The 24746-nt window shown below is 58.1% G+C and carries 22 protein-coding genes; 10 read left to right on the plus strand and 12 right to left on the minus strand.

What is annotated here, in order from left to right:
• Positions 1 to 79 precede the first annotated feature (79 nt).
• A complete protein-coding gene (locus tag ACTG2J_RS20550; RefSeq protein WP_013723370.1) occupies positions 80 to 1411 on the minus strand; it encodes a glutamine synthetase family protein in 1332 nt (443 codons plus the stop codon).
• Between the two features lie 478 nt (positions 1412 to 1889).
• On the opposite strand from ACTG2J_RS20550, the gene ACTG2J_RS20555 reads away from it, so the two are divergent.
• The 9 genes from ACTG2J_RS20555 (at position 1890) to malZ (ending at position 10165) form a co-directional block, all read left to right on the plus strand.
• On the plus strand, positions 1890 to 2276 hold the full coding sequence (locus ACTG2J_RS20555) for a TraR/DksA family transcriptional regulator (protein ID WP_005356952.1): 387 nt from the start codon (positions 1890 to 1892) through the stop codon (positions 2274 to 2276).
• A 147-nt stretch (positions 2277 to 2423) separates the two neighbouring features.
• Positions 2424 to 3281: an amino acid ABC transporter substrate-binding protein gene (locus ACTG2J_RS20560; RefSeq protein ID WP_150389955.1), complete on the plus strand. Its 858-nt coding sequence runs from the start codon at positions 2424 to 2426 to the stop codon at positions 3279 to 3281.
• A 62-nt stretch (positions 3282 to 3343) separates the two neighbouring features.
• A complete protein-coding gene (locus tag ACTG2J_RS20565) occupies positions 3344 to 3790 on the plus strand; it encodes an Mpo1 family 2-hydroxy fatty acid dioxygenase (RefSeq protein WP_113740166.1) in 447 nt (148 codons plus the stop codon).
• 26 nt (positions 3791 to 3816) lie between these two features.
• Positions 3817 to 4311, plus strand: a complete 495-nt coding sequence (locus ACTG2J_RS20570) for a CreA family protein (RefSeq protein WP_005355485.1) — start codon at positions 3817 to 3819, stop codon at positions 4309 to 4311.
• A gap of 74 nt (positions 4312 to 4385) precedes the next feature.
• Positions 4386 to 5375 (plus strand): 2-hydroxyacid dehydrogenase, encoded by a 990-nt coding sequence (locus tag ACTG2J_RS20575; protein WP_005340720.1) that lies wholly within the window; start codon positions 4386 to 4388, stop codon positions 5373 to 5375.
• A gap of 92 nt (positions 5376 to 5467) precedes the next feature.
• Positions 5468 to 6829: a molecular chaperone gene (gene yegD, locus ACTG2J_RS20580; protein WP_439989177.1), complete on the plus strand. Its 1362-nt coding sequence runs from the start codon at positions 5468 to 5470 to the stop codon at positions 6827 to 6829.
• A 165-nt stretch (positions 6830 to 6994) separates the two neighbouring features.
• A complete protein-coding gene (locus ACTG2J_RS20585; protein WP_439989176.1) occupies positions 6995 to 7411 on the plus strand; it encodes an META domain-containing protein in 417 nt (138 codons plus the stop codon).
• Between the two features lie 88 nt (positions 7412 to 7499).
• Positions 7500 to 8330 (plus strand): HDOD domain-containing protein, encoded by an 831-nt coding sequence (locus ACTG2J_RS20590; RefSeq protein WP_058059399.1) that lies wholly within the window; start codon positions 7500 to 7502, stop codon positions 8328 to 8330.
• Between the two features lie 5 nt (positions 8331 to 8335).
• Entirely contained in the window at positions 8336 to 10165 is a 1830-nt protein-coding gene (gene malZ / locus ACTG2J_RS20595) for a maltodextrin glucosidase (RefSeq protein WP_113740168.1), read from the plus strand.
• A 165-nt stretch (positions 10166 to 10330) separates the two neighbouring features.
• Here malZ and ACTG2J_RS20600 read toward each other — a convergent pair whose 3' ends face one another.
• The 7 genes from ACTG2J_RS20600 to ACTG2J_RS20630 all read right to left on the minus strand — a co-directional run bounded on the left by ACTG2J_RS20600 (position 10331) and on the right by ACTG2J_RS20630 (position 17821).
• Positions 10331 to 11446, minus strand: coding sequence for a methyltransferase domain-containing protein (locus tag ACTG2J_RS20600; protein ID WP_113740169.1), 1116 nt, complete (start codon positions 11444 to 11446; stop codon positions 10331 to 10333).
• A gap of 132 nt (positions 11447 to 11578) precedes the next feature.
• Positions 11579 to 12931 (minus strand): DUF4910 domain-containing protein, encoded by a 1353-nt coding sequence (locus tag ACTG2J_RS20605; RefSeq protein ID WP_113740170.1) that lies wholly within the window; start codon positions 12929 to 12931, stop codon positions 11579 to 11581.
• Between the two features lie 369 nt (positions 12932 to 13300).
• Positions 13301 to 14062 carry an AAC(3) family N-acetyltransferase gene (locus ACTG2J_RS20610; RefSeq protein WP_113740171.1) on the minus strand — a complete coding sequence of 254 codons (762 nt, stop codon included), beginning with the start codon at positions 14060 to 14062 and terminating at the stop codon, positions 13301 to 13303.
• Positions 14059 to 14283 (minus strand): acyl carrier protein, encoded by a 225-nt coding sequence (locus ACTG2J_RS20615; RefSeq protein ID WP_113740172.1) that lies wholly within the window; start codon positions 14281 to 14283, stop codon positions 14059 to 14061. The genes ACTG2J_RS20610 and ACTG2J_RS20615 overlap by 4 nt, the downstream gene beginning before the upstream one ends.
• Positions 14276 to 15958, minus strand: coding sequence for an HAD-IIIC family phosphatase (locus ACTG2J_RS20620; protein WP_201990880.1), 1683 nt, complete (start codon positions 15956 to 15958; stop codon positions 14276 to 14278). The genes ACTG2J_RS20615 and ACTG2J_RS20620 overlap by 8 nt, the downstream gene beginning before the upstream one ends.
• Before the next feature lie 97 nt (positions 15959 to 16055).
• Positions 16056 to 16589: an ATP--cob(I)alamin adenosyltransferase gene (locus ACTG2J_RS20625; RefSeq protein WP_139463128.1), complete on the minus strand. Its 534-nt coding sequence runs from the start codon at positions 16587 to 16589 to the stop codon at positions 16056 to 16058.
• Positions 16590 to 16678: 89 nt separating this feature from the next.
• Positions 16679 to 17821, minus strand: a complete 1143-nt coding sequence (locus ACTG2J_RS20630; protein ID WP_439989175.1) for a DUF5610 domain-containing protein — start codon at positions 17819 to 17821, stop codon at positions 16679 to 16681.
• A 170-nt stretch (positions 17822 to 17991) separates the two neighbouring features.
• On the opposite strand from ACTG2J_RS20630, the gene trmA reads away from it, so the two are divergent.
• Complete coding sequence (gene trmA / locus ACTG2J_RS20635) at positions 17992 to 19125, plus strand: tRNA (uridine(54)-C5)-methyltransferase TrmA (protein ID WP_236767560.1); 1134 nt, start codon at positions 17992 to 17994, stop codon at positions 19123 to 19125.
• A gap of 67 nt (positions 19126 to 19192) precedes the next feature.
• On the opposite strand, the gene ACTG2J_RS20640 is transcribed toward trmA, so the two are convergent.
• Genes ACTG2J_RS20640 through mglB form a run of 4 tightly spaced genes read right to left on the minus strand, consistent with a single transcriptional unit; the run spans position 19193 to position 24565 of the window.
• Complete coding sequence (locus ACTG2J_RS20640) at positions 19193 to 20926, minus strand: methyl-accepting chemotaxis protein (protein ID WP_439989174.1); 1734 nt, start codon at positions 20924 to 20926, stop codon at positions 19193 to 19195.
• 51 nt (positions 20927 to 20977) lie between these two features.
• Positions 20978 to 21988 carry a galactose/methyl galactoside ABC transporter permease MglC gene (gene mglC / locus ACTG2J_RS20645; RefSeq protein WP_005342585.1) on the minus strand — a complete coding sequence of 337 codons (1011 nt, stop codon included), beginning with the start codon at positions 21986 to 21988 and terminating at the stop codon, positions 20978 to 20980.
• Positions 21989 to 22004: 16 nt separating this feature from the next.
• On the minus strand, positions 22005 to 23525 hold the full coding sequence (gene mglA / locus ACTG2J_RS20650) for a galactose/methyl galactoside ABC transporter ATP-binding protein MglA (protein WP_033136359.1): 1521 nt from the start codon (positions 23523 to 23525) through the stop codon (positions 22005 to 22007).
• A gap of 53 nt (positions 23526 to 23578) precedes the next feature.
• Entirely contained in the window at positions 23579 to 24565 is a 987-nt protein-coding gene (gene mglB / locus ACTG2J_RS20655) for a galactose/glucose ABC transporter substrate-binding protein MglB (RefSeq protein WP_005340747.1), read from the minus strand.
• Positions 24566 to 24746: the final 181 nt, after the last annotated feature.

The following is a 24746-nucleotide window of genomic DNA, read 5'->3' on the forward strand; positions in this document are numbered from 1 at the left end:
GCCGCCACCTGACTCGCGTTCCGGTCTCTTCGATACAGGGACCGGGGAGGCAGACTCATGCCTCCCCGTTACAGGGGGATCAGACGTTCAGCAGCAGGAACTCCCGCTCCCAGCGACTGATCACCCCGAAGTAGGTCTCGTACTCTTTGCGTTTGACCGCGACGAAGGCGCGGGTGAAGCGCTCACCCAACATCTCCTTGATGGGCTCGCACTGTTCGAGATGGCTGAGTGCCTCCTCCAGCGAGCGGGGCAGGCTGTAGGGCAGGTCATAGGCGCTCGACTTCATCTCCGGCAGCGGCTCCAGCTTCTCCATCATGCCGAGATAGCCACAGGCCAGAGTGGCGGCCAGCGCCAGATAGGGGTTGGCATCGGCACCGGCGAAGCGGTTCTCCACCCGGCGGGCACTGGGGTCGGAGAAGGGCACCCGCAGGCCACAGGTACGATTCTCAACCCCCCACTGGACGTTGCGCGGCGCGCTCTCGCCAAAGGTGAGGCGGCGGTAGGAGTTGACGTTGGGGGCCAGCAGGGCGGTCACCGCCGGGGTGTATTTCTGCAGACCGGCGATGAAGTGCATGAACTGTTCGCTGTTGCCGCCGTTCGGAGTGCCGAACAGGTTGTGGCCGTTCACATCTTCCAGACTCTGGTGGATGTGCATGGCCGACCCCGGTTCGTCACTCATCGGCTTGGCCATGAAGGTGGCATAGATGCCGTGGCGGTGAGCGGCTTCACGCATGGTGCGCTTGAACAGGAACACCTGATCCGCCAGATCGATGGCATCACCATGCAGGAAGTTGATCTCCATCTGGGCGGCGCCCGACTCGTGGATCAGGGTATCCACCTCCAGCTCCTGCGCCTCGCAGTAGTCATACATGTCTTCAAAAATGGGGTCGAACTCGTTGACCGCATCGATGCTGAACGACTGGCGGGCGGTCTCCGGGCGGCCGTTACGACCCACCGGCGGCACCAGCGGATAGTCGGGGTCCTCGTTGCGGGTGACCAGATAGAATTCCAGCTCGGGCGCCACCACCGGCTTCCAGCCCTGCTTCTCGTAAAATGACAGAACCCGACGCAGCACGGAGCGCGGCGCGATGTCGATCAGCTTGCCGTTGACGTCGAAACAGTCGTGGATCACCTGTGCAGTGGGCTCCAGCGCCCAGGGGACAAAACGGATGGTGTTGGGGTCGGGATAGAGCTGCATGTCCCGCTCCAGCGGGTCGATCATGCTGTCGTCATCCGGATATTCGCCGGTCACCGTCTGGGTGAAAATCACCTCGGGCAGACGCATGCCCCCTTCACGCAAAAACTTGTTGGCTGGGATGATCTTGCCCCGGGCGTTGCCGGTGAAATCCGGGAACAGGCACTCCACTTCCGTGATGCGATTGCTCTCCATCCAGCCTTTGATACTGTCCATGTTAAACCCCGACTTTACGGTTGCCATTGGCAAGGGTGTCTAATATATGGAACACCCTTGTTATAAAATTGTAATCAACATCACCATAAAAGCCCGCCATCAAGGGCAATGTCAAGCGGGCGTGTTTAAAAAACTATAAATAACGGCGCATATAATGACCAAGGCGGCACCAAATACTAAACACTCAAATCCGTACGAAGCCCCCCTCTCATCGTTGCAAAGGCGATGCCAACAGAGGGTGAAGCAGGCGCCAGATCCCGACCAATCCCCCGCAGGAACGGACCATTTTTTTGTAAGGGCGCACAATCCTTATCCTATTTGCTTTGCTTGGCTGCATTTTTTTGGTACAAGGCCCGCCCTGATTTGCACTCTCTTGCATGAAACAGGTGCAAATCGGGATACAAGGGCTTGGTCTGTAGGCAGACAGCCCCCATAAACAGGGATAATTGGGTTAGTAAACTGACTGGTAGTTAATCGTATGTGTGATTTCATGACTGAAGACCAACTGGCCTTTTACAAGGGGCAGATCGAGCGACAGATCGTCGAGCTCGAAGAGCGCCTGAACTCCCAGGCCAGCCAGGCCATCGCCACCGACACCAACGAGATGGCTGATGAAATTGACCGTGCCAGTATCGAGGAAGCCCGCCGTCTGGAGCTGAACCGCATCGAGCACGACAAGCTGCACCTGCGCAAGCTGCGGGGCGCATTGAAGCGCATCAGCGAAGGGGATTTTGGTTACTGCGAATCTTGCGGTGACGAGATCTCCCTCAAGCGGCTGCATGCCCGTCCGGAATCCCGTTTCTGCGTCGAATGCCAGAGCACCAAGGAATTTAACGATACCCACGTGTTCCGTCGCGTCGCCTGATTCTTCGAAGAACCGTCACCATTCTGGTGCAACAGACGCCAACAAGGCAGGGCACCGCGCTCAAACCTTGCACAACGCCTCGCAGCAAGATGGTGACAAGTTCTGTTAGACTCCGGACACCTTCCGGAATCTACAGGAGAACAGAGAGTGAAATGGCTCATCAAGCTGTGTTTGTGCCTGCCACTGCTGGCACAAGCACAGGTTCTGACGGTCAAGGTCCCCAGCCGTCCCGTCAACAATCTTGACCAGGAGTACCAGTACAAGCTGCTGGAACTGGCCCTGACCCGCTCCGGGCAACCCTTTCGCATCCAGCCTGTCGAACTCGACCTCAACCAGTTCACCCTCCAGCAGCAGCTGAGCAAGGGCAAGACCATCAACGTCTTCTGGATGGGCACCTCCAGCACACTCGAATCCTCCCTGATTGCCGTCCCTATTCCGCTGTTTCGCGGGCTGGAAGGATTGCGGCTGTCCTTCATCCACGCGGATGCTCAGGAGAAGTTCAACCAGATCAATACCCTGGCCGACCTCAAACAGCTGAAGGCGGCGCAAGGGGTCGGTTGGGCCGATAACAAAATTCTGGAAAATGCGGGCATCCCGACCTTCTCCGGCCGATACAGCAGTCTGTTTCGCCTTATCAACGACGGCGACAAGATCGACTTCTTCCCGCGCGCCCTGGTGGAGATCTTCGCCGAGCGCAGCGAGCTGGTGGCGCAGTATCCCAACCTCGCCATCGAGCAGCATCTGCTGATCCGTTACCCCTTCGCCCAGTTCTTCTTCGTCAGCCCCGAATACCCCAAGCTGGCCAAGGCGATTCAGACCGGGCTGGAGCGGGCCTATGCCGATGGCAGCTTTATGAAGTTCTTCAATGACAACCCCAAGATCCGCGAAGCGCTCGCCAGCGCCAACCTCGATCAGCGGGTCACCATCGCCCTGCCCAATCCGGATATGACCCCGTTGCTAAAATCCATTCCGGCCCAATATTGGGAGTATCCACCGCAAGGATAAGCATCACGAACGCCTGACCACGAAGGTCAGGCAGCGAGAACAAAGTGCGCCAGGGAGGTGCCATGAAGGGAATCCAGGAGTGGTTTGTGGAGTACGGCCAGAGCCATCGCCATCCGGTCAACGTCGCCATCCATAAGCTGGCGGTGCCGGGCATCTATTTCTGCTCGCTGGCGCTGCTCTGGTGTCTGCCACACGGGCCCTTGCCAGAGATCCTCAACTGGGCGGCAGTGGCGGCTATTCCGGTGCTGCTGTTCTATCTGCAGCTGTCGTTTTCGCTGTTCGCGGGGATGGCCGGGCTAACCGCACTGGGACTGTGGATCTGCCACCAATGGCAGGGGCCGCTGTTGTGGCCAGCCGTGGCAGCGTTCGTGCTGCTCTGGATAGCCCAGTTTGTCGGCCACAAGATCGAGGGCAAGCGCCCCTCCTTCCTCGCCGACCTGCAATTTCTGCTGATAGGCCCCGCCTGGGTGCTTGCCAGCCTCTATCGTCGCCTGGGCATTCCCTATTGAGGAGTGCCGGGCCAACAGGAGAGACCATGACACATAACCACACACGACATAACGCCCTTCGCCGCGCCCTGCCCCTACTGCTGGGGGCCCTGTTTGCCGGCCCGGCACTGGCCGACAAGGCCGACCCGGTCGGTGAAGTGAGCACAGCCTTCAAGCTGTTTGGCCCCAACCACAAGATCCTGGTGGAGGCGTTCGACGACCCGCGCATCGACGGCGTCGCCTGCTATCTGGCTCGCCCAAAGACTGGTGGCGTCAAAGGCGGGCTGGGACTGGCGGAAGATCCCTCCCACGCCTCCCTGTCGTGCCACCAGATCGGCCCCATCACCCTGCCCGAAAAGCTGAAGGCGGGGGAAGAGGTGTTCGATGTCAGCACTTCACTGGTGTTCAAGGAGCAGAAAGTGGTGCGTTTTTACGACAAGAAACGCAATGCACTGGTTTACCTGACCTACAGCACCAAACTGGTGGATGGTTCGTACAAGAGTGCAGTCAGCGCCGTTCCCATTATGCCATGGGGACAATAACCAGCCGGTTTGTCCGGTGATAGCTGACCCATTTTGTTGTAATTTGACGACACACACGCTGCGGAGCACATAACATGAAAGTCGCCGTATTCAGTACCAAGAGCTATGACAAAGAGCATTTCAACCAGGCCAACAGCCAGTACGGCTTCGACCTGGAGTTTTTCGATGTGCGGCTGGAGGCCAAAACGGCCCGACTGGCTCACGGCTTCCCGGTGGTGTGTCTGTTCGTCAATGACGATGCCGACCGCGAGGTATTGACCGAATTGGCCGCCAACGGTACCCAGGTGATTGCCCTGCGCTGCGCCGGTTACAACAACGTGGATCTGGCCGCCGCCAAAGAGCTGGGGCTGAAAGTGGTGCGGGTGCCCGCCTACTCCCCCGAGGCGACTGCAGAACACGCCGTCGGCATGATGATGTGCCTCAACCGCCGCATCCATAAGGCTTATCAGCGCACCCGCGACGCCAACTTCTCGCTGGAAGGGCTGGTCGGCTTCAACATGCATGGCAAGACCGTTGGCGTCATCGGCACCGGCAAGATCGGTCTGGCCGCCCTGCGCATCCTCAAGGGCTTCGGGGTTCGCCTGCTGGTGAACGATCCTTACCAGAATCCGGCAGCCATCGAGCTGGGTGCCGAGTACGTGGATCTCGATACCCTGTTCCGCCAATCCGACATCATCAGCCTGCACTGCCCGCTGTTCAAAGAGAACTACCACCTGTTGAACAAGGAGGCGTTCGCCAAGATGAAGGACGGGGTGATGATCATCAACACCAGCCGTGGCGGCCTGCTCGACTCCAACGCCGCCATCGAGGCGCTCAAGACCTCCCGTATCGGTGCTCTGGGGCTGGACGTCTACGAAGAGGAAGAGGATCTCTTCTTCTCCGACAAGTCCAACGAGGTGATCACCGATGACGTGTTCCGCCGCCTGTCAGCCTGCCACAACGTGCTGTTCACCGGCCATCAGGCGTTCCTGACCCGCGAGGCGCTGCACGCCATCGCCGATACCACCCTCGGCAATATCCGCGCCATCGAGAGCCAGGGCCGCTGCGACAACGAAGTGGAATAAGGGCTCGCCCTCTCTTCGTCACGCGCCGGGTTGTGAGACCCGGCGCCTTCGGGTAGGCTAGCCCCCCTTTTTTATTCAGGAGTCTGGCGCCCATGTTTATCGGATTTGATTACGGCACCTCCAACTGTGCCGTGGCCGTGATGGAACAAGGTAGCCCCAGGCTGCTGAATCTTGGCGCATCCCGCTATCTCCCCTCCACCCTGCATGCCCCCCACCGGGATGCTATCGCCGGTCTGCTGGCCGAAGGGCTGGCCCCCGCCCAGCAGGCGGAGTACCTCAAGCTGCGTGGCCCCGTGGTCACCCGCGCCCAGATGGTTCGCCGCCAGATGCGCGAAGAGGGACTGATCGACGAGCTGAGCTTTGGCGGTGCCGCGCTGGAGCGCTATCTGGAAGAGCCGGACGACGGCTACTACATCAAATCGCCGAAATCCTTCCTCGGTGCCTATGGCCTCAAGGCCCCCCAGATCGCCCTGTTTGAAGACATCGTCTGCGCTATGATGCTCCATGTCCGCCAACAGGCGGAGCAGCAGCTCGGCGCCCCTATCCGCCAGGCGGTGATCGGTCGACCGGTCAACTTCCAGGGTCTGGCGGGGGAAGAGAGCAACCAGCAAGCTATCGCCATCCTGACCGAGGCGGCCCGTCTGGCCGGTTTCGAGCAGGTGGAGTTCCTCTACGAGCCGGTGGCAGCCGGGTTTGAATTCGAGGCGCGCCTCACCGAAGACGCCGTGGTACTGGTGGTGGATATCGGCGGCGGTACCACCGACTGCTCCATGCTGCGGATGGGTCCCAGCTACCGCGATCAGCTGGATCGCAGCGGCGATCTGCTTGGCCACAGCGGCCAGCGGATCGGCGGCAACGACTTCGACATCCGCCTGACGGTGGAAGGGATGATGCCGCTGCTCGGCATGCACGAGACCCTCAAGACCGGCAAGCCGCTGCCCCACCCGCTGTTCTGGGATGCGGCCGCCATCAACGACGTCAGCGCCCAGAGCCGCTTCTACAGCCTCGACACCGCCCGCCAGCTGCAGGATCTGCAGCTCGACAGCCAGCCCGGCAGCAAGCTGGGGCGTCTGGCCAACCTGCGGGCACACAAGCTGAGCCACCAGCTGGTGTGGCGTGCCGAGCAGGGCAAGATCGCCCTCTCGGAGCGGGAACTCAATCGCCAGTCGCTGGCCGAGCTGGAAAAAGGGCTGGAAGCGGAGCTGACCCGCGAACAGCTGGCCAACGCCTCGGCCCTGCTGCTGGAGAAGATTGGCGATCTGATGGACGAAGCGATTGCCGCCGCCGGTGTGCAGCCGGATCGCATCTTCGTCACCGGCGGTAGCGCCCGCTCGCCGCTGATCGCCAGCTTTATCCGCCAGAAGCTCCCGTCCATCCCGCTTGAGGGGGGGGATGACTTCGGCTCGGTGGCCGCGGGTCTTGCCCGTTATGCCGAGCGGCTGTTCGCCAACTGAGCCCTGAGATAGCGTAAATCGATGGCAACATCACCCGTGTGTTGCCATTAAGCGACAGTCGCGCGGGACAAGGGGCGACAGAAGCGGTCGGTCGTCCCCTCTCCCGCCCTGCTCCCGACGGCCCAAAAAGGGTATTCTTGACGCTCCCCCAACCGGAGCCCCCTCATGCCCAGATTGCCCTTTTTGCTGATCCCCCTGTTACTGCTCGCTGGCTGCAGCTCGACCGCCTTTGTTCAGCAAGATCTGCAACACCACCACTGGGTACTGAGCAAACTGGATGGCGAACCGATCAAGGCACCCCGCAACAATCCCCCCGATTTCGAGATCGGCGAGCACTTCACCGTCAACGGCATCGCCGGTTGCAACCGCTACTTCGGTCAGGGCCATCTGGAAGATGACAAACTGTGGGTCACCAGTCTGGGCAGTACCGAAATGGCCTGCATGCCACCGCTCGACACCATAGAACAGGCCGTGCTGACCACCCTTACCGAGGGGGCGACCTTGAGCGGTACCAGTCAGAACCTGATCCTGCAGGGCAAACAGCACCGTTTGGAATACACCTTGCGCGACTGGGTGTTCTAGCGCTCACAAAGCCGCATCACAAACAGGAACATGTTGTCCGGCTGTGGCACAATATGAGGCAGAGTTCGCAACGGAGGCTGCCTCAGCCATGTCGATGGATCGCCTGTTTGACAAGATCAAACAACTCCCCACTATTCCCAAGCTGCTGCACGAGTTGATGCAGAGCTTCAACGACGAGAATGCCCGCATCGACGAGATTGCGGCCAAGATCGCCATGGATCAGGTGATCAGCGTCAAGGTGCTGCGGATGGCCAACTCGGCCGCCCTGCGCCGGGGCAACGAAGTGACCTCCATTGAGCAGGCGGTGATCCGGCTCGGCTTCAACCGGCTGCGCTCCGTGGTGGTCGCCTCCGGCATCATCGGCACCTTCAAGGCCCCGCCCAGCTTCGACAAGAACAAGTTCTGGACCGAGACCTTCCAGGTCGCCACCATAGCCCGAACCCTGGCCCAGGAGGCCAAGGTGATGGATCCCGAGACCGCCTTTACCTGCGCCCTGATCCACAACATCGGCGAACTGCTTATCCAGAGCACCTTGCCGGAGGAGGCCGAGCTCATCAACATGGCGCTCCAGAACGGCAGCAGCCGGGTCGAGGCCCAGCGGGAGATGCTGGGCTACGACTATGCTCAGCTCGGTGCCGAGCTGGCGCGGCGCTGGAACCTCTCCGAGGCCTTCGTCGATGCCATCTCCCAACAGCTTGACCCGCTCTCCCACGATCCGGTCAGCAAGGAGGCGGTGCTGATCCGCCTCGCCGTGTTTATCTCCTTCGCCTGGAACGCGGGCGTGCCTGCCCAGGCCATCATCGCCCGCTTCCCCAAACCGCTCGCCGATCAGCTGGGACTGGATCCCAAGTCGCTGGCAGGCCAGCTCGAAACATTGCATGAACAGGGTAATGCCCTCGCCGATCTTCTGACTCAATAAGCATCATGACCCATCCGTTTCTGTTTCATCCCCAGGTGGCGCCCTGGTTCAAAGAGAGCGCCGACGCACTGCAATTGACTCTTTTTAGCGAGCTGGATGCGCCGATCCGCGAGGTGTTGCTGCGCCACGAGCCGGATAACGAGGAGTACCTGATCCCGATGACGGCAGTCTCCACCCGCGATCGGCTGCAGGTGTGGCAGGCGACCCTGCCGCTCATCAAGGGACAGGATATCCACCTCTACAGCTTCAAGTGCCTCACCGACGAGGAGCAGTGGTGGCTGCACGGGGCGGGCGTCAGCGCGTCCATGCCGCCACGGGAGCAGCATTTTCGCTTCAACAGCCTGCACCAGCCACCGGCCTGGGTGCAGGATCAGGTGTTCTATCAGATCTTCCCCGACCGCTTCTGCAACGGCGATCCGTCGCTGAGCGTCAAGCATCACGAGTATGAATATCGCGGCAAAGCGGTGATCAGCAAAGCGTGGGGCGAGCCGGTCAGTCGCCACGAAGAGGGCCACGGCGCCTGCGAATTCTATGGCGGCGATCTGGCGGGGATCGATGCCAAGCTGCACTATCTGCAATCTCTCGGGGTAACGGCGCTCTACCTCAACCCCATCTTCGATTCGCCGAGCAACCACAAGTACGACACCCAGGACTACTTCAAGGTGGATGCCCACCTCGGCAGCAACGAGCAGTTCGCTGAGCTGACCCGCAACCTGCACCAGCGCGGCATGAAGATCATCCTCGATGCGGTGGTCAACCACACCTCTACCGAGCACCCCTGGTTCTGCCCGCCACTGGGAGCCCAGAGCAACCCGGACTCCCCGTGGCGCAGCTTCTACACCTTTGATAAAGAAGGGGATTACGTCAGCTGGAAGGGCATTCGCAGCCTGCCCAAGCTCGACTTCTCCTGCGAGAAGGTGCAAGACGCCGTCTATCGGGCCGACGACGCCATCCTCCGTTACTGGATGCGCGCCCCCTACCAGATCGATGGCTGGCGCTTTGACGTCATCCACATGCTGGGCGAGCGCGGCACCGCCGAGGGCAATCGCAGTCACGTGCGCGCCATTCGCGGGGCAGTGAAGCAGGAGAACCCGGATGCCTATGTGCTCGGCGAACACTTCTTCGAGGCGAGCCAGTGGCTGCAAGGGGATCAGGAGGATGGCGCCATGAACTACTATGGCTTCGCCCACCCGGTCCGCGCCTTCCTGGCGGGGCAGGACATCGCCTACCACCCCATCAAGATCAGCGCCGAAGAGCTGGATCGCTGGCTCAAGCTGGCGCGGGCCCATATCCCGTTCAAGAACCAGCTGGCCCAGTTCAACCTGCTGGACAGCCACGATACCGCCCGCTTCCTCCACCTGCTGGGTGAAGACAAGCAGCGGATGCAGCTGGCCGCCACCCTGCTGCTCACCTATATCGGTGTGCCGTCCATCTACTACGGCGATGAAGTGGGGCTCTCCGGCGGCAACGACCCGGACTGCCGCCGCTGCTTCCCGTGGGATACCACAGACTGGGATCACGTGCTGCACGACCACTATCGTCGGCTGATCCAGATCCGCCGCCAGCGCCCCTCCCTGCGCCGCGGCGATATCCAGACCCTCTACGCCGGGCCCCACAGCTATGTGTTCGCCCGTACCCTGCAAAGCGATCAGGTGGTAGTAGCCTGCAACCGCCACCCGAGCGAGCCGCGCACCATCGGCCTGCCCCTGTGGCAGACCGCGAGTCCCGCCAGCCGCTTCACCGATGCCTTCAATGGCGAGAAGTTCGAGGTGGTGCAGGGCGAGGTGCAGCTCACCATCCCGGCCAACTCGGCGAGAGTGCTGATCTCCAGCTGACTATAAGGGGAATATCCACTTGAAAGGTGGAAACACTTCCGCCCCCACCTCACTTTTCCATTTGATAGACCTGTATATACAGGTCTATCTGTGATAGCAGACCAAAATCGTACTTCACAAGGTCATGCTAAATAGAGATTGCCGGCCTCTATTTGAGACTACTTATTAAGCATGACTGAAAATTTCAACATTATCGTATGTTATTCCACCAAGTCTTATTGAATTAAGTATTTCTTTATAAAAGCTGGATGCAATAACCAGATTTTTTATATGCATACCTTTAATTTCATTAAAATGGTGGACTTTTAAATTAACACCAGGAATCATGAGTCCAGCCTTATTTTCGTCCCCATCAACAACAATAATTGTTGTATTGCAAAGAATATCATTCTCTATTCCGTTCAATAGGATTACCGATGCAGAACCGGCGCCCCACCAAACTATCTTCTCTTTTTTTCTTAGAAAATCGTGAACTCTCTGCCGCAAGGATTCACAATGGCTCTTAATGTCAACCAATCTTGACATATAGCCAGCCTTGTCAAAAACCACATCAATCTCACTATATTTAGCATTATCTTTTTTTGCCAAAACAACTCTGAGGTTATCATCCTCGATACAGTAATCTATTATTTTTAAATTGTTGTCGTGAGATAGAAGTTGCATGAAATAGATATTGTAATAGAAAAGATGCTGAACATGAAAACCACCAAAATCTGGTACTTCAATTACTATCTTACCACTATCCTTCAAGGTATCCGACATTAACTGGAAGATCGAAAATGGATCTTCAAAATGTTCAAAAACATGCATTAAATAGTATCCATCTATTTTTTTATTTGCATGAGATGCGTCAAAATAACCTTTTGTTACATTTAATCCTAATGCCTTTGCACTATCAGCTTGAGGCCCCGGCTCAATACCCCTAACCTTATGAAAGCCAATTTCACCCAGTTTTGTGAGAAGATATCCTTCTGAACAACCTACCTCTAGTATTTCATCATCACAACTAAAATAGCGTCTAATAGTATTAATTATTCCATCGTATTTAGTTATGCCGATATTATTAAGAGGAGAGATGTATAAATAATTATCGTATATCTCCGCCAACTCTTCTGAGGATAATTTTTTTGATGCGAAGCCGAGCAAACAGTCCTTGCAAACACTGACTTGCATTTCTGCCACCTTGACAGGAAATTCACCAGAATATGCAGACAAAACGGTTGGCATTTTTCGTTCAAGGAAGGTTGATGTATTATCACTGTGGCAATATGGACACTTCATAACTTTTTCCTTAAATCATAATCAAGGTCAATAACATTATATTTTCATGTCACATAGAGCATGCCATGTTTGATAAACAATCTGATATCGGAACACTGTCATCCCACAAGTCACATGAATAATAATGAATTTTCATCCTGTCTGTACATCACCTGAAATACGAAGTAACACACCAGCATCAAGCAATAATCTTGCGAGTGGCTCTATTCGCCAAAATGGTACATTAATGACCTCCGCGATCTCAAACAGGGTTAATTCCCCATCACTATAGGCCAATAAATTCATCATATCTCGGATATGTTCACCCGAGTTACGCATCGAAAGATTAGGATAAAGACCACGTTTGCCGAGCTGGGGCTCCCCTAGCACCGCAGCCTTGTATCTTTGATCCAGCTCCAAACATTCAATGGCTCGCCGCAGAGCGGCGAAACTGCCAGCTAGGCCAGATGGCGTGACAAGCGACATATCATCCAGTGATGTATGATATTCAGCATAACAGCCATACTTACTACGCATTATAGTCGTAACAGGTAAATCAATTCCTGGTGCACACAGCTGGCGCTCATTCGAGCCTCTATCAAGATAGCTATATTGTATAAAATCAGGGGCGATATGATGCAACACATGACGACCTATACGATCAACTAAAGAATTACCCTGCCGAGATGGCAAAAAGGAGTAACACCGCTCGTCCCCCATGCAGGTCAGGTTAAAACCAGCTATTGTATGTTTTTTTAAATGTTCCAAATGACGCGATAGATAAACTATTGCACCTAGTGTTTCTGGAACAAGCATTAGCCGATAGCTATAACGACGCCGGGGTAATGAGGCTAGCCAAGCCATCAAAAACACCCCGATACCGGGACCAGATAGCTCATTGTTGGCCATAGATGGATGGCAAATATAACTGGATAACAGAACCTCCTGCTGGCTATCTCCTGGCAACACCCACTCAGCATAAGTAAGTGAACCAGGCTGCAAACTTGCATCGATTACCACCTCATAGTTGCCTTCCGGTAGCGCCTCTCGAACTTTATGTGGTAAACAGAAGCCCCAGTGACGGTGATAATAAGAAGTAACATAAGGGATGGCATCCGGTAATTCAGGCAATGAATACAAGTGGGACTGTAGTTCAGCCAAGGAGAGGGTACAGCGCACTGGCTCTGAATACCCCACCAGATGCAAGTTACTATCATTGAAGTCAACCACCTTGTGCCCATCGGGACCTATGATGTATGCCGCTCTGACATTCCACTCATCCGGCACAGTCCAATCAAAAAATGTGCTTCCGCTAGCAACTTCATGAATCTGCAGTTCAGGTAAACAATGCTCGCGAAACAAGGCTAATGTTTTCCTCACACCATCACCAGTCAAACTGCGATTGAGCGGAAATAACAGGGTCAATAAATGATGCAATTTCTCGCCAAGTTGAGTCTGATCGTCCCAGTCCGTTGGCAAATAACCAATAATTTTTTTAGATATCATGAGGCTTCCTCAATCAACTCCACAATATGTCTAGATGGGTTCAAGCAAAATTAGATATAGGCACCACCAACTGCGATGGCAGCCTGGCAGGTTCCAAAGGAAGATATCGCAGTTCCCTCAATCAGACGATCCACTCCTGCTTGCAGACTACCCGACAGGCAATGTGGTTGATAACGTTGCACGGAGTCTTGAGTAGCAGAACCTCCGGACTATCCTAACCTGTCGGGGCTACCTGTTCGTAACACAAACCATGCTCGTCTTGCTGCTCTTCCACCGCTATACCGCTATAAAGAAGCGGCTCACCCCCAATTCGTCACAGCAATAGGCTGCCCCCTAAAGGCGAGGTTCGGCACCACCAGTCCGATACGCTCAAACTGCATGGGGCTCCCCTCCCGCCCGGATCAGAGCATATGGTGCTACCGCCAGCAGCTCACCAGCAGCAATCATAAAGTCGTGGCACGAGACAGCCCAGACTGGCACCCGATGGCACAACGCTTGGCGCCAGCCCCCCCGCTCCTGCAACAAGGCTACCAGCCGGGAAAGGTCGATCTCGCTGGCCAGCGACAGGTCGCGCACATAGTAGTCGGCCAGCCACTCCCGCACGCGCCCATCGACGCGCACCTGACCCACAAACCCCTTGTGATAGCGATAGGATACGACCAATCTCTGCTCTACATAGTGAGTAAAGGTGGTACTAGGGGGGCAACCCAACCCCATCAGCCAACCATCCTGCTCCGCCAGCCAGCCAAATGGGCTCTCCTGACCGAAACAGTCGTGGCACTCCCGGGCTACCAGCGCAGGCCCCTGCGGACCGCTAATCGCCATACTGAAGATGGGGTCCAGTGTACGCACCACCCCTTCGCGCTGGCGGAACAGCTCCGTCATCAGCCCCACCTTGCTCGGGGTCTGCACAGGGTCGAAGCACTCGTCCGCCATCGGGCTGTAACTGAAGGTCGGCACCAGCAGGTGTCCGCCCAGCCACTGCTCCAAGCATGTCCAGAAAGCCGCGATACCCGCGGCGTTGCCCATCCCGGCAAACTGGGCCACAACCATGGCATCGGAGTGCACCATCAGGGCGCAGCCTTGAGGGATCCCCAGCTCGGTCAGCGTATGCTCGAGCGCCAGCTTCACACGACAACCCCTTTGCTCTGCAGGGCTTGCTGGATGTCGGCCAGACTCTTCAATTCGACCAGCTCGTTCGGCTCGAAACGCACGCTATAGTGCTGCTCGATCAGTAACAGAAGATTGAAATGGCCCAGAGAATCCCACTCGGGAAAGCTTCCTAGCGCTGACTGCGCGTTGACATTTGCCTGAGGAAACTGCTGGCGTACCAGCAAAAGAAGGTCATTCATTGGCATAAAACTCCAAAAACGGGAGAGAAAGAGAAGTCAGATCCAGACTAAGGAAGACCTCGTCCGGCAGCGGTATCAATCCCGCTGGAATGTTTATCGGCCGAGTTGGCAGATTCGCCAGAAAATCCCGTGCGGGCAAGTTGCGTTCCGTAGTAACCAAACTAATGACCAGCTCGGTCACGTTCTGCGCCAGCAACCGATCAACCAGTTGGGCCAGCAGCCAGTATTCAAAGCCACGCCCCAGCACCCGACAGCTGATGGCCAAGGTGTCCAACAGCACTCTTCCCGCATCGAGCGGGCGCACCACCAGCAGCGCCGTCATGCCGTGATCGGCGAACCGGTCTCGCAGGCTGGCCAGCCAGACGTCGCCCCCCTCGCTTGCCAGCCGGGCCAGCTCTGCCGCCTGATAGCGGCGGCCGGAAAGGTTGAACTGATTGGTCTTCTGGCTGAGCTGTTCGGCTCGCAACTGGTTGCCCAGAGAGAGCGGCTGCCAGTCGGCCTGCAGCGCCAATTGCCGCAGGAAGGCGTGCTCGTCGCCCAGTTGCCGGCGCACCGCCTCGGCCTCGGCCTGGGCTTGATAAGAGTGCTGCCGCAGGCCATCATCTCGGCTCTGGTGGCGACTGCACAGGGCCGGCAGAGTCAGCAGGGTATCCGGCCAGCTCCAGAGATCGGCCGGCGGGGTCATCACCATCACCTCGGGGCAGTTAGCCCGCACCTCGGCCCGCTCCAGCTCGCTGTCATCCCAGAAGACCAGGCTGTCCAGCCCGACATTGAGGCGTGCGGCCAGCCGCCGCAACCCCTGGGATTTGGGCTCCCAGCCGATTTCGGCGGCGGCGATCTGCGCCTGTGTCAGCACCATACCCGGATGCTCATCAAACAGCCGCCACACATCGTCCGCCAGATTTTTGGAGCAGAGCGCCAACACGATGCCCTGCCCGTGCCAATGACTGGCCGCCTGCTGGAAAGCCTGATAGAGCCGGCCCATCCCGTCCTGTCCCAGCAGGACGCCGCCGACACCGTCTTCGCCGACCACGCCGCCCCACAGGGTATTGTCGCAGTCGAGCACCAGCACCTTGTGGGCGGGTCGCTGCAGTCGCTGCAGCAAGGGAAGAATCCACTGCGCCAGGCTGGCCAGACCGGCCATGGAGAAGGGGCAGGACATCAGATAGAGGTTGCGCCGATCGAAGCAGTGCTGGCGGCCATGCTGTTGCAGCCAGAGCGGCAGGTGCAAGTCATCTAGGCCGGGTTGCTGCTGGCGCAGGCGGGCCATCTGCAGCTCAAACGCACTGGCCAGCGCAGCGAGCACGGCAGGGGCCGGGCCATAGACGGAGAGCGGGGCATGGCTGCAGGCCCCCACCAGCACATGATCCTGCGGGCGGCGCTGCAGATGCTGCAACAGAGGCAGGCAGAGCGCATCGACGAAGGCGGCCACCTCCAGCTGCTGCTCGTCCTGCGTCAGACGACCCCACTCCTGCAGGGTCTGGGCGGGCACCAGATCTTCCCACAGCCAGATGATGATGTGGGTCCCAGCCGCGGCATCGGCGCTCTGGTGCATCAGGGTCTGCAACCACTGACCATGGGGGGCTACCTGCACTTGACCGTATTCAGCCAAGGGGCGCCAGGCGAGGTTGCCCGGCATTAAGAACGAACTGCCACTGAGATGAAGCATGGTCATGACCTTCCCCGCTGCGCTACCGGAACCATCCCGGCGACCGACAAATGGGATGATCGTGTTTGATCTTCATGCAAAACAAAAGCTTTTTTGGCTGTGTTCAGTAGTTGATACTGACGTAAGGCACTTCCGGCACCTGCCAGCGCTGCTTGAGGTAGACGGTGAGCACAAAGAAGAAGTTGGCCAGCAGGTTGGCGAAGCGATAGAGAATGGGATCGAAGGCCACCCCGCTCTCTTCCAACCGGACCAGCAGCCGCACCACCTTCTTGCTGCCGCAGCGGCACAGATGGAGGGTGGGGATGGGCTGCGGCCCCTGTGGCAGCACGAAACCGGTGACGCTCCCGCGACTCGCCTCGTTGTAGTGGTCGTAACGGGCCTTGAGCCACTCAAGGTCTGCGTCGAAGATCCCCAGCTTGCCGCGTACCGAGCCGTTTAGGTTGTAGATAAGTCGCTGCAACGCCGCGAGATCCACCAGCATGGGCTCGGTATCGGCATCCGGCGCAAGGTGTGACAGCACGGCCCCGACCTGACAGCAGAGCTCGTCGGTGGCGATTTCAAAATCACATTTGAACGAGGTTTCGAAGATAAAGGGGTAGCAGAGCTCGCGCTTGTCTCTTGGCTTCTTGGGGTTCATGGGGCAACCGGATTGGAGAAAAGGCCAGTGTGCCAGCCCCGGGAAGGGCTGGCAAACGGCAGGTTATTACTTGCGTAACGCGCTGTGGCTCAGGCGTTCTTACTGGTGGGCTCAGTGGAGGGCTGGAACTGGTTGATCATCCGCAGCGCCTCCAGCATCCGCTGGTTGAAGCTGGTGAAGCGATCGACCTGCGCTGGTTCCTCTTCTCCTCTCGCGGCCAGCACGGCCGGGGTCAGCGCCTGTTGCTGGGATGGTGGCAGCAGGGTATCCGCCTGTTTCTGCACCTGATCCAGCTTGGGCAGGTAGTCGGCAAACGGCTTGATCAGATCCTGCAGGGAGTGCGCCCCCTGATAGGTCTGGCTCAGCTTGACGCTCTGCTTGAGCTTGAGGGAGTAGGAGGCCAGCTGGCTGTCATCCAGTTTCAGCTCGCCCGCCTTGTCCAGCAGATCCTCGAAGTTGCCGGAGAAGAAGTTCCCCGCCAGCTCGTCGATCCCCTTGACCAGCTTGCCGATGGACTCCATCTCGTCACTGTTGAGATCCCCCTCCAGCGAGAAGCTGAAGCTCTGGCTCGACTTGAGGCTGAACTGGCTGCCGCTCTCGCTGGTCTGGGACTTGGTCTGCCAGCTGTCGTTGAATCGCAGCACCACCTTGTCGCCATCCTTGGTCTGGATCTCCAGATACCCCTGCTGGCGACTGGCCATCTCGGCCTGTCCCATGTCGGTCGGAGAAATCTTGCCGAAGAACTCCTTCTCGAACTCCTCGAGCCCTTTCTGGATCAGCTTGTAGCTCTGATCGATACCGGTTTTGATATCGTCGTTGTCAGTCGCCCACTTGCCGAGCTGCTTCTTCGCCTCGTCAAAGCCCTTGTCGACCCCCTTGCGGGCCTGCTCCATCATCCCGGTCAGGTCGTCGTCGGATTTGCCATCGGCCCGCGCGGCGCCGAGCCGTCCGGTCACGAATTGCAACACGTTGTCCGCCACCGACTGGAAGTCGAACAGGGTCTCAGGGGTGATCTCTTCGGGCTCTTTCACCTTCGGCGCCTGATAGCCCTGGCCGTTGATCTCCAGCGAGAACTGCAACGCCTGCTGGATCAGCACCTGCGCCCACTTGGGCGGCTTGTGCAAGGAGACCTCCTCCTCGCTTTTGACCTGTTTCTGCTCCGCCTGTTGGGGCGATTTGGGAGAAACACCCACTCCCTTGGGTTGGGCTGCGCCCACGCCTTCGATTTGCATAATGTGTCCTCCCACCATGCCTGTAGATCAGCTATCGGCCTGACTGAACACTTCTTGACCATAAAATGCTGGACAATCTGCGGCTGGCTTTTAAAATCGGGCCCCTTTGGGTGGCCTGTTGCCTTCCCCCGATTTCGACCCGGCCCGGCCGGTGTGCATGTGAGGTATTTATGACCCAGTCCCAACAGCCTTCCGCGAACGCTCCGGCGCCTAGAACCGCGGCCGACTATCAGGCCCAACTCGACGAAAAGCGCGCTCGCCTCACCGAGCTGTTTGCCGGCTTCACCCTCCCGGCGCTGGAAGTGCACAGCTCGCCGGCGGAGTACTACCGGATGCGCGCCGAATTTCGCATCTGGCACGAAGGGGATGACCTCTTCCACTGCATGTATGCCCCGGCGACCAAAGAGATCATCAAGATAGACCACTTCCCCACCGCCAGCCGCCTCATCAACCAGTTGATGCCGCTGCTGCTGGAGGGGCTGCGCCCACACCCGGTGCTGCGCCGCAAGCTGTTCCAGATTGACTACCTCTCCACCCAGTCCGGCCAGATCATTGTCAGCCTGCTCTATCACCGCAAGCTGGAGGCCGAATGGCAACAAGCCGCCGAAGTGCTGCAGGCCGATCTGCGCGCCAAGGGGTTCGAGCTGCAATTGATTGGCCGCGCCCACAAGCAGAAGATCTGTCTGGGGGATGACTTCGTCATCGAACAGCTCAACGTGGCGGGTCGCCAGCTCACCTACAAACAGGTGGAGAACAGCTTCACCCAGCCCAACGCCGCCATCAACGAGCAGATGCTGGCCTGGGCGCTGGATGTGACCAAGGGGAGCGAAGGGGACCTGCTGGAGCTCTATTGCGGCAACGGCAACTTCTCCATCGCGCTGGCGCAGAACTTCCGCAAGGTGCTGGCCACCGAGATCGCCAAGCCGAGCGTCGACTCCGCCCAGTTCAACATCGCCGCCAACGGCGTCGACAACCTGATCATCCTTCGCATGTCGGCCGAAGAGTTCACCATGGCGATGCGTGGCGAGCGGGAGTTCAACCGCCTCAAGGGGGTCGATCTCAAGAGCTACCAGTGCAACACCATCTTCGTCGACCCGCCCCGCGCCGGTCTCGATGATGCCACCGTCAAGCTGGTGCAGGAGTACGACAACATCCTCTACATCTCCTGCAACCCAGATACCCTGCAGGCCAACATGGCCGTGCTGGGCGAAACCCACGAGATCGCCCGTTTCGCCCTGTTCGACCAGTTCCCCTGGACCCATCACATGGAAGCCGGGGTCTATCTGCGCCGCAAGGCCGGTTGATTCAGGCAGACAGGAAAACAACAACAGGGCCGGATGGCCCTGTTTTGTTATTGACTGAACATCGGCCTCACTCCAGCTGGAAGTGACCCACGATCTCCCGCAGCCGGTCGTAGGTCTGCTGCATCGCCGCGGAGCTGGCAACCGTCGCTTCGCCATTGTGAGTCAGCTGGCGGATCACCTCGGCGATGGCGCTCATGTTGCGGTTGATCTCTTCGGCCACCGCGCTCTGCTGCTCCGCCGCCGTGGCGATATGGCTGATGAGATCGTTGATCTCCACTACTTCCCCTGCCATCAGATCCAGCGACTCGTTGACCCGGGTGGTGTTCTCGGCCGCCCCCTGACAGCTCTGCTTGGTGTTACCCATGGCATCCACCACAGTTCGGGTGCCCCGCTGCAGACTGGCCAGCATGGTCTGGATCTCGGCTGTGCTCTGCTGGGTGCGGGCCGCAAGGGAGCGCACTTCGTCTGCCACCACCGCAAAGCCACGCCCCTGTTCACCGGCGCGGGCCGCCTCGATGGCGGCGTTGAGGGCCAGCAGGTTGGTCTGTTCGGCAATGCTGCCGATCACCCCCAGCACAGAGCCAATCTGCTGCACATCCTGCTGCATCGCCTCGATGGAGCGGGCAGTGGCTTCCACTTCGTCCACCAGCGCCATCACGCTGGCCATCGCCTGATCCACCACCTGACGGGACTGGCTCGCCAGCTGCTGACTCTGGCCGGTGAGCTGGGCGGTGCTGGCCGCACTCTCGGAGACGGAGACCGCGGTGCGGCTCATCTCGTTGATGGCAGTCACCACCTGCTCGGTCTCGCGTACATGTTCCGCCAGCAGGGACTGGGCGGCGCCGGTCTGGCTGGCCAGCCCTTCTATACCACTGTTGAGCTGGCCGCTCGCCTGCCGCACCTCCCCCATCATCTCCTGCAGCCGCTCGATAAAGCGGTTGATCCCGGCCGAGATCTGGCCCAGGTCATCCTTGCTGGTCACCGCCAGTCGGCGGGTGAGATCGCCGCTGCCGCGGGAGAGCTCCAGCACCAGATCCCGCAACGAGAGAATGGGGCGATAGGCCACATTGAGCGCCAGCATTGCCAGCACCATCACCACGATCGCCACGCCACACAGCGCCATGATGATCTGGCCGTTGAGGGCCCTGGTCATGGCCCGGATGTAGTCAAGATCGATGTAGCCAGTCAGCGTCCAGCTGCTGCCGCGAATATCCAGCTGGTTGGGGCGCGCTTCGCTCTCCCCCTGCGGCTTGCTGTTATAGAGGCTGTTGCCCTGACTGTCGGCCAGCGAGAAGTAGCGGCCATCGCCACTCATCTTCTCCAGCAGGCTTTTGAACTCGCTCATGTCGAGGTAGTAGAGATAGGCGGAATCGGCACCGCGCGGCACCAGAATGGTGATGACCGGCTTGCCATCCACCTGTTGCAGCGGGCTGACGGTGATCTGGTTGTTGGCGGCGGGGATCAGCTTGCGCAGGGCATCGACCTTGGCGTTGTCGTTGATGACACCGCTCACGTCGAATGCCATGTCGCCGATCACCTTGACGATGTTGTGAAAGCCGGTCTCTTGCAGGGTCTTCTTGACGTTGGTCACCCCGAAGTTGAGGTTGGCAGCCAACAGGATCTTCTGATTGATGTCGCTGGCCAGCTTCTCTTTGACCAGAGTGATCTGCTCGTTGATGTTGTGGGTGGCCTGAGTGCGAATGTAGCCACTGATGAAGTGATTCACACTGAGTCCGGCGGTGCCGATGGTGACCAGAATGGCCAGGAGCAGCAAGAGGTAAATCTTGACCTTGAATGGCATGGGTTCCCTCCAGAAGAGAGGGCTGGCAACGCCAACCCTCCCTGCCAATCGTTATTTCTTCTTGGCGTACTTCATGGAATCCAATGCCACCGCCAAAATGATGATGCCGCCCTTGATGATGAACTGCCAGTAAGGGCTGACCCCGATATAGGTCAAACCATAGTTGATCAGGGTGAAGATAAGTACGCCGGTGATCACACCCGCGACCGTTCCCACCCCGCCGGCAAACGACACGCCGCCCACCACGCACGCCGCGATGGCATCGAGCTCGTACATGAAGCCGAGGTTGTTGGTGGCACTGCCGATCCGGCCCGCTTCCAGCATGCCGCCGAAGGCGTAGAAGACCCCAGCCAGCGCATAGATCATCACCAGATTGACCGCCACGTTGACGCCAGAGACCTTGGCTGCCTCGGGGTTGCCGCCGATGGCGAAGATGTTCTTGCCAAAGCGGGTCTTGTTCCACAGCACCCAGACAAAGACGCTGGCGATGGCCGCATAGAAGGTGAGATAGGAGAGCTTGAATCCTCCTATCCGGATAAACCCTTGGGCGAAGCTGGAGAAGCGGGGGTCAAACCCGGCCACCGGCGAAGCACCCACCGAGTCAAAGTAGAGGGAGTTGATACCGTAAACGATGATCATGGTGCCCAGGGTGGTAATGAAGGGGGTTACGTTCAGGTAGGCCACAATGAGACCGTTGACCAGACCAATCAGGGCACCTACCACACACACCAGCAGGATCACCGCCGGAATGGGCACCTCTCCCAATGTCGGGAACACCTTGTTGACGTTGGTCAGCGCCTGCAACATGGTTGCCGCGATGAGTGCCGCCAGACCGACCTGACGACCGGCCGAGAGATCCGTCCCCTGGGTGATGATGATGCCCGCCACCCCCAGCGCTATGATGACCCGCACCGAGGACTGGGTCAGGATGTTGCTGAAGTTGGTGAGGCTCAGGAAGGAGGGCTCCTGGATCACGATGACCATGAGCAGCACCAGCAGCACCAGATAGATGGCGTTTTCCTTGAGCGCCTGCATCAGATTGAAATTTTTAGCCGACTCCATAAATGTCTTCCTGTCTCTAGAGGTACAGAGATGCCAGGCGCAGTATCTCGCTCTGGTCAGTTTCTTTGGTATTGACGATCCCGGCGACCCGGCCATTGCTCATCACCATGATGCGGTCGGTGATCCCCAGCAATTCCGGCATCTCTGACGAGATGATGATGATCCCCTTGTCCTTCTTCGCCAGCTCCAGGATGAGCTGGTAGATCTCGAACTTGGCCCCGACGTCGATGCCGCGGGTGGGCTCGTCGAGCATCAGGATCTCCGGCTGGGTCAGCAGCCAGCGACCGATGATCACCTTCTGCTGGTTACCCCCGGAGAGAGAACCTATCTGGGTCTGCTGGGTCGGCGTCTTGACCCGCATGGAGTCGATCACCCACTGGGTATCGCTCTTCATCTTGTTGTCGCTGAGCAGCCCCATGGAGCCCTTGTAGCTGTCCATGTTGGCGATCAGGGAGTTGAAGGCGATATCGAGCCGGGAGTAGATACCGGTGGAGCGGCGCTCTTCCGTCACCAGCGCAAAGCCGTTGCGGATCGCTTCGTGGGCGTTGTGGTTGGCCACCTCTTTGCCGTGCAGCTTGATGCTGCCCTGACTGCGATCACGAATGCCGAACAGGGTCTCGACGATGTCGGTGCGCTTGGCCCCGACCAGTCCGGCGATGCCGAGGATCTCCCCCTTGTGCAGGTTGAAGGTCACATCCTGAATGGAGGGCTGGTTCTTCGCCGTCAGGTGTTCGATCTCGAGGATCACCTCTTTCGGCTGGTTGGTCTTTTCCGGGAAGCGCTGGGTCAGTTCACGGCCGACCATCATCCCGATGATCTGATCCATGGTCATGCCCTTGAGCGGCTGGGTTGCCACCCACTGGCCATCCCGCAATATGGTGATCTCGTCACAGAGCTGGAAGATCTCCTCCATCTTGTGAGAGATGTAGACGATGCCGCACCCCTTATCCTTCAACTTGTTGATGATCTTGAAGAGGTGGTTCACCTCTTTCTCGGTCAGGGAGGAGGTGGGTTCGTCCATGATGACGATCTTGGCATCGTAGGAGAACGCCTTGGCGATCTCGATCATCTGCATCTGGGAGACCGACAGGGTCGCGACCTTCACCTTGGGGTCGATGTCGATATCCAGCTCATCGAAGATGCGCTTGGTGTCGTCATACATCTTGCCGTGGTCGATAAACCACCCCTTGGTGGGGTAGCGGCCGAGCCACATGTTGTCCATCACGGTACGCTGCAGCACCAGATTGAGCTCCTGATGCACCATGGAGACGCCATTTTCCAGCGCCTCTTTGGAGGAGGTGAAGTTGATCTCCTGCCCCTTGAAGAAGATCTTGCCCTGATCCTTCTCGTAAATGCCGAACAGGCACTTGAGCAGTGTGGATTTTCCCGCTCCGTTCTCGCCCATCAACGCATGCACAGAATGAGGACGGACCCGTAAATTGACATTATCGAGTGCCTTGACGCCGGGAAAGCTCTTACTGACGTCAATCATCTCCAACAGCCATTCTGATTGTTGCTGTGTTGTCATATCAGCCATCACATCTGGTTGAAAAAAGGGCAAGGGGATCTCCCTTGCCCTGGAGGAGGGAATTACTCGAATTGGGACAGGTTGTCTTTATCCACACCGACGTAGGCAACACGTACTACCTTGTCGACGATATTCCACTTGGTGCCTTCACCGGCCGGTTTGCCTTCAGCTAGGTTCTTGGTCAGCTCGAAGGTGGCCTTGGCCTGGTTGGCCGCATCGTTCAGCACGGTACCCGCCATGGCACCGCTCTTGACCATGGCCAGCGCTTCCGGCAGCGCATCGACGCCGAATACCGGAATGGCAGTCTTGCCCTGGGCTTTCAGTGACTCGACTGCACCCATTGCCATGCCGTCGTTGTTGGCGATGACCACTTCGATCTTGTTGGCGTTGGGGCCGGAGATCCAGGCGTCCATCTTGTCTTTCGCCATGGCGGTATCCCACATACCGGTATCCATGTGTAGTTGTTCAGTCTTGACGCCACCATCGTTCAGGGTCTTGACCACGTAGGAGGTGCGAGCTTCGGCATCCGGGTGGCCCGGCTCCCCTTTCAGCAACACGAACTGGATCACGCCATCCTTGTTCAGATCCCACTCCGGATGGGCTTTCCAGTGTTTGGCAATCAGCTGACCTTGGATGATCCCTGACTCCTTGGAGTCGGTGCCCACGTAGTAGGCCTTGTCGTAGCTGGCCAGATCGGTAGCGCTCGGCTCCTTGTTGTAGAAGACCACCGGAATATCTTCACCGCGGGCCTTCTCGATCACCACCGGGGCCGCAGCTGGGTCAACCAGGTTGATGGCCAGCGCCTTCACCCCTTTGGCCAGCAGCACGTCGATCTGGTCGTTCTGCTTGGACTGGTCGTTCTGGGAGTCGTTCATCAGCAGTTCCACCCCTGGAGTGGCTGCCGCCTCCTTCTCGATGGCCTTGCGCACGACCGCCATGAAGTTGTCGTCGTACTTGTAGACGGTTACCCCGATACGGGTGTCAGCCTGGGCATTGGCTCCAGCCATCATGCCCATCAGCAGGGCGGCAACTGTGGTCAGTTTTTTCATTATGTGTGCTCCGATGTGTCTATCTGTGTTGTAGGGTGGCGAGCAATTGAGCAAGCGCCAATCAATGTAATCAGTTTGTTGTCATTTCTTCTGTGATCATGACAACAAAATGAAAACGTTTACACTCTGTTACATTGAAACTTTATATTTATTTTTCAAATACATATAAATAAAAATCAGA

Source organism: Aeromonas sp. 6P, from assembly GCF_051919525.1.
In the GTDB taxonomy this organism is placed as follows: Bacteria; Pseudomonadota; Gammaproteobacteria; order Enterobacterales; family Aeromonadaceae; genus Aeromonas; species Aeromonas veronii.